The following is a 12739-nucleotide window of genomic DNA, read 5'->3' on the forward strand; positions in this document are numbered from 1 at the left end:
ATCCTTGTAAAAAAACATTTTATTTTTGCCAAAAGACAAAAATGACCCGTATTTTAACTTATTAAATGGGTAGTAATACCCATTTAATAAAACTGAAAACGAATAAAGTTATATACCTATACCTTATTCAGTGACCTGAGTCACGTCCTTTATTTCATTATTTTCTGATGTAACAGAAGAAAGTTCAATTTCCGCTTCATCATTCATCTTATTTGCATCCAGAATTCGCTGTCTATCTCTTGAATAGGCCATGGCACGGAATCTGTTCATGACACTACCCGTTCCTGCAGGAACAAGACGTCCGACGATTACATTCTCCTTTAATCCCATCAAGGTATCAACCTTTCCCGCAGATGCTGCCTCTGTCAATACACGGGTTGTTTCCTGGAAGGACGCCGCTGAAATAAAGGATTTGGTTTGTAACGCAGCTTTGGTGATACCCTGTAAAACTGGTGAACCAGTTGCCGGACGCTCGTTGGCGTTCATCCGTTTGATATTTTCTTGTTCAAATTCCAAGCGATCTACAGTTTCACCAATTAAATAAGTCGTATCACCTGGATCCGTCACCTCAATCTTTTGCAGCATTTGACGAACGATCACTTCAATATGTTTATCATTGATCTTCACGCCCTGAAGACGATAAACACTCTGAATTTCATCAATCAGATAATCCGACAAGGCTTCAATTCCAAGAACCTTTAAAATATCATGAGGAACACGGGGCCCATCAACAAGAGGGTCGCCCTTACGAACAAAGTCACCTTCCTGTACAGAAATATGCTTTCCCTTAGGAATCAAATATTCTGTTTCTTCACCAGTATCCTCATTACATACAACGATCCGACGTTTTGCCTTATAGTCTTTTCCGAATTCAACCACACCATCATTTTCAGCAATAATCGCATGATCTTTCGGACGACGTGCCTCGAAAAGTTCAGCCACCCGTGGAAGACCCCCGGTAATATCACGCGTCTTGGAACCTTCTCTTGGAATACGGGCCAAGACATCACCGGCATTAACCTGCGCCCCATTTTCCACAGAAAGCAGGGAATCTGGAGACAAGAAGTAACGTGCGTCGTTACCGTTCCCCAACTTCATGACTTCCCCATTTGAATCCTTTAACTGCAAGCGTGGTCTCAAATCACGAGATTTACTTGTTTGCTTATAGTCAACAACAACTTTTGAAGAAAGCCCCGTGACTTCATCCATCCGTTCAACCAGTGTAATACCTTCAATCAGATCCTGATACTCAATTGTACCTGATTTTTCAGTAATAATAGGTAGGGTATATGGATCCCATTCTGCCATTTTCTGATGACGCTTGACATTCGATCCATTTTTAACAAGCAAACGTGCACCATAAGGAATACGATAATGAGCGCGTTCAATTCCATTATCATCCAACAGGATAATTTCACAGTTTCTGGACATGACAATGTCAAATCCCTGACTGTTTTGAACAACATTCAGATTTACAATCTTGATCTTGCCATCGCGGGAGGATTCAACCATAGATTGTTCTGCACCTTTTTGTGCTGCACCGCCAATATGGAATGTACGCATTGTCAGCTGAGTCCCGGGCTCACCAATTGACTGAGCAGCAATAACACCGACAGCCTCTCCTATATTAACAGGAGTTCCGCGAGCAAGATCACGACCATAACAATGAGCGCATACGCCAACCTGACTGTCACAGGTTAAAACAGAACGAATCATCACACTTTCAACATTGGCCTTTTCGATCGCCTCAACCTCGGCCTCCTCCAAAAGCGTGTTACGAGGATAAAGAATTTTACCAGTTGCTGGATCCGTTACATCTGCCGCCAATGTACGTCCAAGAATACGTTCTGCTAGTGAAGAAATAACCTCACCACCATCCATTACCGCACGAACAACCAATCCGCGTTCTGTTCCACAATCTGGCTCAACAATAATGCAATCCTGAGCAACGTCAACCAGACGACGAGTAAGATATCCAGAGTTTGCGGTTTTCAGGGCCGTATCAGCCAATCCTTTACGTGCACCATGAGTCGACGTAAAATAATCAAGAACAGAAAGACCTTCCTTGAAATTGGCAATAATAGGTTGTTCAATAATTTCACCTGACGGTTTCGCCATCAGACCACGCATACCGGCCAACTGCTTCATCTGGGCTGGGGACCCACGAGCTCCAGAATGACTCATCATCCAGACAGAATTGATGGGTTGGCCAGGCTCTACATGCGAAATCTTTTTCATCATCGCTGCCTGAACCTCATCCGTACAACGTGACCAAGCATCAACAACCTTGTTATAACGCTCTCCTGCTGTAATCAAACCGTCCTGATATTGCTGTTCAAACTCCTTAACCTCTTCGGTTGTCTTAGCGACCAGTTCCTTTTTCGCATCAGGAATGATCATATCATCCTTACCAAAGGAAATACCAGCTTTAGCAGCGTAAGAGAATCCTAGTCCCATCATACGATCCGCAAAAATCACACATTCCTTCTGACCACAATGACGATAGACAATATCGATAATATCTGAAATTGTCTTTTTCGTTAATTGTTGATTGATCAATGAAAAATTGATTGCTGGGTGTTTTGGAAGAATCTGTGAAATCAACATTCTACCTGCGGTTGTCACTACCTTTTGATAAACTAGCTCACCATCCGCATTCTTTGTTTGAAAACGACAACGAATTTTATCGTGAAGCTTCAAGGTTCTGGATGACAATGCATGTTCAATCTCACCGATATTCGCAAAAAGAGGTGCACCCTTTTTAATAAGATGACCTTCAGAATCATATTCGGATTGATCTGGAGTTAATTTAAATTCAGGAATTTCCAGACTTAGATAATACAGCCCCAATACAATATCCTGAGATGGAACAATAATAGGCTTACCACTAGCAGGACTAAGAATATTATTTGTGGACATCATCAAAACACGTGCTTCGAGCTGCGCTTCCAAACTCAATGGCACATGAACCGCCATCTGATCACCGTCAAAATCTGCATTGAAGGCAGTACATACCAATGGATGCAACTGAATCGCTTTACCCTCAATCAAAACAGGCTCGAAAGCTTGAATACCCAAGCGGTGTAAAGTTGGTGCGCGGTTAAGCATGACAGGATGTTCACGAATAACCTCTTCAATAATATCCCAAACTTCTGGACGTTCTTTCTCAACCATGCGCTTAGCTGCCTTAATAGTCGTCGCATGCCCATATTTTTCAAGCTTGGAATATATAAATGGCTTGAACAATTCCAATGCCATTTTTTTAGGCAAACCGCATTGATGCAATTTCAATTCAGGACCAACCACAATCACTGAACGTCCAGAATAATCCACACGTTTACCAAGCAAGTTCTGACGGAAACGTCCCTGTTTTCCTTTAAGCATATCCGCCAAGGATTTTAATGGTCGTTTATTCGCCCCTGTAATTGCCCGTCCTCTACGTCCATTATCAAACAACGCATCAACAGATTCCTGCAACATACGTTTTTCATTACGAATGATAATATCCGGTGCACGCAATTCCATTAACCGTTTCAACCGATTATTACGGTTGATAACACGACGGTACAAATCATTGAGATCTGATGTGGCAAAACGGCCACCGTCCAATGGAACAAGCGGTCTTAATTCAGGTGGAATGACTGGTACAACACTCATGATCATCCATTCAGGACGACAACCACTTTCTGCAAAAGCTTCCACAAGTTTTAAACGTTTTACAAGCTTCTTACGTTTGACTTCAGAAGTCGTTTCTTTTAATTCGGCGCGTAATTCGACTTTTTCAACATCACAATCGATATTGACCAGAATTTTCTTAATCGCTTCCGCACCAATCCCTATTTCAATACCCTCATGCCCATATTCTTCCATGGCATCAAGATATTGATCCTCAGTCAGCAGGCTATATTGTTTTAATGGCGATGTCCCGGGTTCTAAAACAACATAATTTTCAAAATACAAAACCCTCTCGAGATCTTTCAAAGTCATATCGATCATTAATCCGATACGACTTGGAAGAGATTTCAAAAACCAAATATGTGCAACCGGGCTTGCAAGCTCAATATGCCCCATACGTTCACGACGCACTTTGGCAAGCGTAACTTCAACACCGCATTTTTCACATACTATGCCACGGAATTTCATCCGTTTATATTTACCACAAAGACATTCATAATCCTTGATCGGACCGAAAATGCGCGCACAAAACAATCCATCCCGTTCTGGTTTAAAAGTACGATAATTGATTGTCTCTGGCTTTTTCACTTCACCATAAGACCAAGACCGTATCTGTTCAGACGAGGCCAATTGAATTTTAATCTGATCAAACGTCATTGCTTGGCCAGTCTGACCAAGAATTTTCATAAGTTCATTCATTCGCCAAAAACCTTTTGGGGGGTTGAGGTATCCATAAACTGAATACCTCATTGATAATATTTAAAAAACCTAACAATCTACTTTATTCAGCACTTTGTTCAAGTTCAACATTTAAGCCAAGGGATTTTAATTCCTTCACCAGCACATTAAAGCTTTCAGGTATACCAGCCTCAAAATCGTCCTGATCTTTAACGATCGCTTCATAAACCTTAGTACGGCCTGAAACGTCATCTGATTTAACCGTAAGCATTTCCTGCAAGGTATAGGCAGCCCCATAAGCCTCCAAGGCCCATACCTCCATTTCTCCGAAACGCTGGCCACCAAATTGGGCTTTACCACCCAATGGTTGTTGCGTCACCAATGAGTAAGGACCAATAGAACGCGCATGGATTTTGTCATCAACCAGGTGATGCAACTTAAGCATGTAAATATAACCAACCGTCACTTGGCGCTCAAAAGGATCTCCCGTACGTCCATCAATCAATGTACTTTGCGCCGAAGGATTAAGCCCCGCCTCTTTCAACATGTTTTCGATATCAGGAATGCTTGCTCCATCAAACACCGGAGTCATAATCGAGACACCCTTACGAAGATCATTACAGAAATTAAGCAGTTCAGCCTCTGAAAGATTGGCTATTTTTTCATTAAACGTTTTTTCGCCATAAATCAATCTAAGGCGATCCAAAAGTTCCTGTTTCTTTTCACCAGTCTTCATATACTGATCAACAACTTGGCTGACTTGTCTACCCAGATTTGCACAGGCCCATCCCAAATGGGTTTCAAGGATCTGACCGACATTCATACGGGAAGGCACACCCAACGGATTCAACACGATATCAACAGAGGTTCCATCCTCAAGAAATGGCATGTCCTCAACTGGCACAACACGGGAAACAACACCCTTATTTCCATGACGACCGGCCATTTTATCCCCAGGCTGTAATTTTCTTTTAACGGCAATGAAAACCTTAACCATTTTCATAACACCAGGAGGAAGCTCATCACCACGCTGGATCTTATCAACCTTGTTGTTGAAACGCGCCTGAATATTGGAAACCTCACGATCAAAGTCACGTTTAATCTGTTCAATATTAGCCATTACATCATCATCGGCAACAATGATATGACGCCATGTTCCACGGGGATGTTCGGCCAACACTTCTTCTGTTAAATCCGTTCCTGATCTAATTCCCTTGAATCCTGCCCCAGCTTTCTGATTGAGAAGATTCTCTTTCAACCTGTTATAAAACGCACGTTCTTGAATGGCCAACTCATCATCACGATCCTTGCTTAACCGTTCAATTTCAGCACGTTCAATAGCCATTGCACGTTCATCTTTATCAATACCACGACGAGAGAAAACACGAACGTCAACAACGGTCCCACTTGTTCCAGGCGGTAATTTCAATGATGTATCACGAACATCAGAAGCCTTTTCACCAAAAATAGAACGTAAAAGCTTTTCTTCAGGTGTCATCGGGCTTTCGCCCTTGGGGGTGATTTTACCCACCAAGATATCACCGGGATTTACTTCAGCACCAATATACACGATACCAGCCTCATCCAGATTGCGCAGCGCTTCCTCCCCGACATTGGGGATATCCCGAGTTATTTCCTCTTGACCCAATTTTGTGTCACGTGCCATCACCTCAAATTCTTCAATATGAATAGAAGTAAACACATCATCCCGCGCAATACGTTCTGAAATCAGTATTGAATCTTCGAAATTGTAACCGTTCCATGGCATGAAGGCAACAAGAACGTTCCGGCCAAGCGCCAATTCACCAAGCTCTGTTGAAGGACCATCAGCGATAATATCGCCAGCCTTAATATGATCACCAACATAAACCAATGGACGCTGATTGATACAAGTTGACTGGTTAGAACGCGTGTATTTCCGTAAACGGTAAATATCAACACCTTGCGTTGCACCATTTTCATCCGTTGCACGGACAACAATACGAGCTCCATCAATCTGATCAACAATACCACCACGACGAGCCACAATCGTTGCTCCAGAATCTCTTGCAACTGCAGCTTCCATTCCTGTTCCAACTAATGGCGCATCTGACCGAATTAATGGAACGGCTTGACGCTGCATGTTTGATCCCATCAAGGCACGGTTTGCATCATCGTTTTCAAGGAACGGAATCAGGGCGGCGGCAACAGAAACCAATTGCTTTGGCGAAACATCACAAGCAGTAACCTCTTCTGGTTTTACCAGTTGAAAATCGCCATTTTGTCTTACAGAAACAAGATCTCCTGTCAAATGTCCATGACTATCCTGTTTGGCATCTGCCTGTGCGACGATAAGCTTTTCCTCTTCCATGGCGGAAAGATATTTCCACCCATCTTGCAACTGACCATCCTTGACCAAACGATAAGGTGTCTCAATAAACCCGTATTTGTTTACTTTTGCATACGTTGCCAAAGAATTGATCAAACCAATATTTGGACCTTCGGGCGTTTCAATCGGACAAATACGTCCATAATGTGTCGGATGAACGTCACGAACTTCAAATCCGGCACGTTCACGGGTCAGCCCGCCCGGTCCCAAAGCGGATAAACGACGTTTATGTGTAACTTCTGACAATGGGTTCGTTTGATCCATAAATTGCGATAACTGTGACGAACCAAAAAATTCACGAACAGCGGCAACAGCCGGTTTTGCATTAATAAGGTCATGCGGCATGACTGTATCAATATCAACAGAGCTCATTCTTTCACGAATGGCACGTTCCATTCTTAACAAACCAAGACGATATTGGTTTTCCATCAATTCACCCACAGAACGTACACGACGATTTCCAAGATTATCGATATCATCGACACTTCCTTGTCCATCTTTTAATTCGCACATGATTTTGATCGTCCGCAAAATATCAATTTTACGAAGTGTACGAATAGTGTCATCCCCTTCCACACCAAGACGCATATTCATTTTTACACGTCCAACAGCAGAAAGATCATAACGATCAGCATCAAAGAATAATCCGTGGAACAACGCCTCTGCCGTTTCAGCCGTTGGAGGTTCACCAGGGCGCATGACACGATAAATATCAACCAGCGCATCATCTCTGGACGTATTTTTATCAACAATCAATGTATTTCTGATCCAGGGACCGACATTATTGTCAATCGCCAGCGTTGGTATTTCTTTTAAACCAAGCTCTTCCAGCGTATCCAGTATAGCTTCGGTAATCTCTACACCAGCCTCGGCATAAATTTCACCGGTTTCTTCATTGACCAGATCATGAGCAAAATAACGTCCAAGCAAATCTTCCCGTTTAACAAGCACGTTTTTCGTTTTTTCAGCAATCTTGCGAATAAGCCTTGCAGTCAACTTGACATTTTCTTCAGCTACAATCTCACCAGTATCCGCATCAACCAAAGGAGACAGTAATTTTAAATTGCGAAAAGCATCCTGCTCAAAGGTGCGAGACCAACCATCAGCAACTTTTTTGAAAACTACTGTATTATAAAAATATGAAAGGATTTCATCATCATCCATTCCATGAACAAGAACGGAATCCACATCCCCACCCTCTTTAATTTTCGCCTCTCGCAAAGCGATCGAATTTTCACCCTCAAGAGCATACAGAAAGGTTGTAACAGGAATTTTTCTCTTTCGATCTATTCGGACGTAAATTAAATCTTTACTATCAAATTCAAAATCCAGCCAGGAACCGCGATAGGGAATTATTCTTGCCGTAAACAAAAATTTGCCTGATGAATGGGTTTTCCCACCATCATGGTCAAAAAACACCCCTGGACTGCGATGCATTTGAGATACGATTACACGTTCAGTACCGTTAATAATAAAGGTACCATTTTCTGTCATCAAAGGCATATCGCCCATATAGACAGGTTGTTCCTTAATATCACGAATAGAACGAGACCCCGTATCTTCGTCAATATCCCAAACGATCAAACGAAGAACGACCTTTAATGGTGCCGCGTAAGTCAATCCCCGCTGAAGACATTCCTCAACATCATATTTAGGTTCTTCAAATTCATAATTTACAAATTCAAGACGACCATTACCTGCAAAATCGCTGATTGGAAAAATAGATCGAAAAACCTCTTCCAAACCAGTTAATGAACGATTTTCCGGCTTTACATCTCGCTGTAGAAAAGCCTCATAACTTGCCCGTTGCACATCAATTAAATTTGGCATCGGAGCAATTTCAGGAATCCGTCCAAAATTTTTACGAATGCGCTTGCGCCCAGTGAACGATTTGCTTACCGCGTTCATCGTGTATTGTGCCCTATCGCCTGCTTCCGGATAAATTTGTCACACAAACCATCTGGATAATTATAAACTCATGATCCCAATAAGGGATCACACTCTCAACTAATCCCTAATATATAAAGGGAATACTATTTTACAATCGTTAAATATTTTTCCTTTTAACGACCAAGCAGGCGGAAACCCCTACTCACGAGTCCCGCCTTACCTTATTTTAAAGTCTAACAGCAGAAAGAAAATTTTCTACCGTTTGCTTCATAGCCTTATTTAATTTCGACTGAAGCGCCTTGTTCTTCAAGGGTCTTTTTAATTTTTTCAGCCTCATCCTTACTTACGCCTTCTTTAAGCGTTTTAGGAGCCCCCTCAACCAAATCCTTAGCTTCTTTCAAACCAAGACCTGTGATGGTGCGCACTTCTTTAATAACATTAATCTTCTTATCACCAGATTTAGCAAGAATTACATCGAATTCACTTTTTTCTTCAGCTGGAGCAGCACCACCAGCAGCTGGAGCAGCAGCAACAGCAACAGGAGCGGCAGCAGAAACACCCCATTTTTCTTCCAACATTTTAGAAAGCTCAGCAGCCTCTAATACGGTTAAAGCAGATAATTCATCAACAAGTTTAGCTAGATCAGCCATTTACATTCTTCCTATTTATATACTAATAAGTGATTTGAGATAAGTCCACTGATTATTCAGTAACTTTTTAAAGACTTAAATTTTATTAAGCCGCTTGCACATCACCTTTGTCCGCATAAGCACCAAAAACCCGTGCCAATTGACCAGCAGGAGCTTGCAATACACCAGCAATACGTGTGGCAGGTGTAGAAATAAGCCCAACCAGTTGTGCACGAAGCGCATCCAAGGATGGAAGCTCTGCAAGGGCCTTGACCTGATTCAAATCAAGTAATTGGCCACTTAACGCTCCACCAAGCACAACAAGTTTTTCATTGGTTTTGGCGAACTCGACGGCTACTTTCGCAACAGCAACTGGATCCTCTGCCCAAGCAAGAGCTGTAGGCCCAGTTAGCATTGGCGTAATGCCTTCGAATGAGGTACCTTTTGCGGCGAGGGTGACCAAGCGGTTTTTCCCAACTTTATAAGTTGCCCCAGCAGCACGCATACGACGACGCAAATCCGTAACATCAGCAACCGTTAATCCCGCATTGCGCGTAACAACGACCATTGAAGTGTTTGCGAAAACAGATGCCATGGAAGCAACAAAAGCTTGTTTTTCCGTGCGGTCCAAATCCCGTCTCCATTTTGATCAGTTAAATTTATAACTGTTCAGGTTACCATTTAGATCAATAAAATGAATTTTATTGATCCGGTTCGCCTGTCCTCAACGGAATCACTAGCATATAAATAATTTTTCAATCTATAATACCAGCCCCGTCTTCCATGCGCGGCTCTAAACCTTTAAAATCTTAAATTACGTACGGTCTTGGACAGGTTTGAGACATTTTAAAATGTCTCGACAATACTATCCCCTTATCAAAAAGGGATAATAAAACTTTTTTATTAACCAGCGTTAACGCTAGCAATATCCACTTCAATGCCAGGACCCATTGTTGAAGAAAGATAAATCTTTTTCATATAGGTACCTTTTACCCCTGTTGGGCGTGCTTTTTGCACAGTATCAACAAAAGCTCGGATATTTTCAAGAAGATTTTCAGCACTAAATGATGCCTTACCCACACCAGCATGAATGACACCGCCCTTTTCGGCACGGTATTCAACCTGACCTGATTTTGCAGCTGTTACAGCAGACTTAACATCCATTGTAACCGTTCCCAATTTGGGATTAGGCATCAAACCACGTGGACCAAGAATCTTGCCAAGACGCCCAACCAGCGCCATCATGTCAGGGGTTGCGATACAACGGTCAAAATCAACCTGACCCGCCTGCACTTTTTCCGCAAGATCTTCATCACCAACAATATCTGCGCCAGCCGCTTTAGCCTCTTCGGCTCTTTCACCCCGTGCAAAAACAGCAACACGCAAAGTTTTTCCTGTTCCATGTGGCAGTGACATTAAGCCTCGAACCATCTGATCCGCATAACGAGGATCAACACCTAGATTAATGGCAATTTCAACTGTTTCGTCAAATTTAGCCTTCGCATTACCACGAATCAATGCAACAGCATCTTTCAATGCGTAAAGCTTATTTCTTTCAATTGAAGCATAAGCTGCAGCAATACGTTTATTCTTTGCCATCTCTTAAGCCTCCTCAACCTTCAAGCCCATGGAACGTGCAGATCCCATCAACATACGAACAGCACCATCAACGTCATTCGCATTCATATCTTTCATCTTTTGCTCAGCGATTTCACGCAATTGGCTGATTTTTACTGTACCAACAGTTGCACCCTTACCAATAACAGAGGCACCTTTGGAAATTTTTGCAGCTTTCAACAAAAAATAAGTATTAGGGGGTGTTTTAGTGATGAAACTAAATGTACGATCTGCATAAGCTGTGATCACGACAGGAATAGGCATTCCTGGTTCCAGGCTTTGTGTTGCAGCATTAAACTCTTTACAAAATTGCATAATATTTAAGCCACGCTGACCTAGGGCAGGCCCAACAGGTGGGGATGGATTCGCCTTTCCAGCAGGAATTTGCAATTTAATGTAGCCAACAATCTTTTTGGCCATATCCGGGTCTCCTTAACATTAATCTACCCAGACCGCGGTTCACACGAAAACCCAAAGAAAAATTCTTTTTTCCTTGTTGCTAAAGTAATCTCCCGCGTTCCGATAAGAGTTGATATTTTTCTTATAGTTTACAAAGTTTGTCAAGATTTTATTTAAAATCCAATAAAATATTATTCTTAAAGATTGAAAAAAAAAATTATTCTTTTAAAAATTACAATTAATCAATAATTAATATAATCTAAAGGTAATCAATCAATGAAACATCTCATGATTTTACGTTGCGGTACAAAATCCATTCACAAATCATGGATACACCTTATACAAAAAATAATGGACATCGCTTTTGTATATTATGATAATGCTGATTTTTCACAAGACAACCCTACTTACACATATAAAGTTGAAGGAACAAAATTAAGTGGGGTTCATGACTTCATCATTAATAACCCAGATATTATTAATCAATATGATTTCTTTTGGCTATTTGAAGACGATTTATATATTTCCTATCAATCAGCAAGAAAAATCGTTAATTTTATTAATAAATATCAACCTGTCTTATCTGCCCCATCTTTAACGTTAGAAAGTTTTTTTACTCACCCTATTACACTGCAACAACAAACATTACTCTTACGAGGAACAGATTTTATTGAATGCATGGCTCCCATAATGAGCAGAAAATTTTTGAAAAACACCTTAGCTCAACTAAAAGAATTCCCACTATGGGGTATTGAAAGATATTGGCAGCATCTATTATGGGAAATGCAAGAGATTGCTTTTATCTACGATCAATGGCCTATAATACATACCAGAGCCCTTGGAACAGGAAGTTTATATCAAACAGCAGAAAAATTGCACATTGATTTTTTGGCGGATGATTCTAAAGCACGCGACCTATATGGGGGAAAATTCAACCACTCCTTACCTACTATACTTTTTGGATTAACCAATCAAAGTGATCCTGAGTTTTTAATTGCTTCTCAATTAAAAAAACATATTAACTTCAATTACTATATATTCGAAGAAATCTTCGAAAACGTAGCGAATCCCATTCATAATGAGCTTCTCCATCAATCAAATCATCGTAATACTTTATTCTCACAATTTCTATCTTTTTCCACGGTTCAAAAGCTTTTATCTATTAGAAATTTTTCACCTGATGAAAGTAATATTATTGTTCGTGAGTGGGCTTATGGCAGTCAAACAGACAATGTTTGTTGGTGTAATAATATGCAATTTGACATGAAAGGCCGTGTTCATAATTATTATCATGAAAACGAATATTATTGGAAAATCATTAATGGAAATTTAAATTTAATTTCCAAAGATCAGAAAATATCCACTATATTTGATCATAAAGAAATAACTCCTGATAATAAGATAAAATTAATAGGAAAATTCAATGGCAATGAACATCAATTACATTATTTAGAAGAAAGACATTAATTTCTTATCTGATGAA

The 12739-nt window shown here is 40.9% G+C and carries 7 protein-coding genes; 1 reads left to right on the forward strand and 6 read right to left on the reverse strand.

From position 1 onward, the window contains the following. Positions 1-123 precede the first annotated feature (123 nt). The 6 genes from rpoC to rplK form a co-directional block, all read right to left on the reverse strand. Positions 124-4374 (reverse strand): DNA-directed RNA polymerase subunit beta', encoded by a 4251-nt coding sequence (gene rpoC / locus GM552_RS06765; RefSeq protein WP_155565787.1) that lies wholly within the window; start codon positions 4372-4374, stop codon positions 124-126. A gap of 82 nt (positions 4375-4456) precedes the next feature. Further along, the gene (rpoB, locus tag GM552_RS06770) at positions 4457-8629 is read right to left on the reverse strand and encodes a DNA-directed RNA polymerase subunit beta (protein ID WP_155565788.1); all 4173 of its coding nucleotides are present in this window, start codon (positions 8627-8629) and stop codon (positions 4457-4459) included. Between the two features lie 257 nt (positions 8630-8886). Then, complete coding sequence (rplL, locus tag GM552_RS06775) at positions 8887-9261, reverse strand: 50S ribosomal protein L7/L12 (protein WP_155565789.1); 375 nt, start codon at positions 9259-9261, stop codon at positions 8887-8889. An 85-nt stretch (positions 9262-9346) separates the two neighbouring features. Beyond that, positions 9347-9871, reverse strand: a complete 525-nt coding sequence (rplJ, locus tag GM552_RS06780) for a 50S ribosomal protein L10 (protein ID WP_155565790.1) — start codon at positions 9869-9871, stop codon at positions 9347-9349. A gap of 272 nt (positions 9872-10143) precedes the next feature. After that, on the reverse strand, positions 10144-10839 hold the full coding sequence (gene rplA / locus GM552_RS06785) for a 50S ribosomal protein L1 (protein ID WP_155565791.1): 696 nt from the start codon (positions 10837-10839) through the stop codon (positions 10144-10146). 3 nt (positions 10840-10842) lie between these two features. Next, positions 10843-11277 (reverse strand): 50S ribosomal protein L11, encoded by a 435-nt coding sequence (rplK, locus tag GM552_RS06790; protein ID WP_155565792.1) that lies wholly within the window; start codon positions 11275-11277, stop codon positions 10843-10845. Positions 11278-11532: 255 nt separating this feature from the next. On the opposite strand from rplK, the gene GM552_RS06795 reads away from it, so the two are divergent. Beyond that, the gene (locus GM552_RS06795; RefSeq protein WP_155565793.1) at positions 11533-12723 is read left to right on the forward strand and encodes a hypothetical protein; all 1191 of its coding nucleotides are present in this window, start codon (positions 11533-11535) and stop codon (positions 12721-12723) included. The last annotated feature ends 16 nt before the right edge of the window (positions 12724-12739 follow it).

It is taken from the genome of Commensalibacter sp. ESL0382, assembly GCF_009725775.1.
Taxonomy (GTDB): domain Bacteria; phylum Pseudomonadota; class Alphaproteobacteria; order Acetobacterales; family Acetobacteraceae; genus Commensalibacter; species Commensalibacter melissae.

Coding starts and splice junctions, on each gene's coding strand:
- rpoC (WP_155565787.1), bottom strand. CDS start 4,374: ATGAATGAACTTATGAAAATTCTTGGTCAGACTGGCCAAGCAATGACG.
- rpoB (WP_155565788.1), bottom strand. CDS start 8,629: ATGAACGCGGTAAGCAAATCGTTCACTGGGCGCAAGCGCATTCGTAAA.
- rplL (WP_155565789.1), bottom strand. CDS start 9,261: ATGGCTGATCTAGCTAAACTTGTTGATGAATTATCTGCTTTAACCGTA.
- rplA (WP_155565791.1), bottom strand. CDS start 10,839: ATGGCAAAGAATAAACGTATTGCTGCAGCTTATGCTTCAATTGAAAGA.
- rplK (WP_155565792.1), bottom strand. CDS start 11,277: ATGGCCAAAAAGATTGTTGGCTACATTAAATTGCAAATTCCTGCTGGA.
- GM552_RS06795 (WP_155565793.1), top strand. CDS start 11,533: ATGAAACATCTCATGATTTTACGTTGCGGTACAAAATCCATTCACAAA.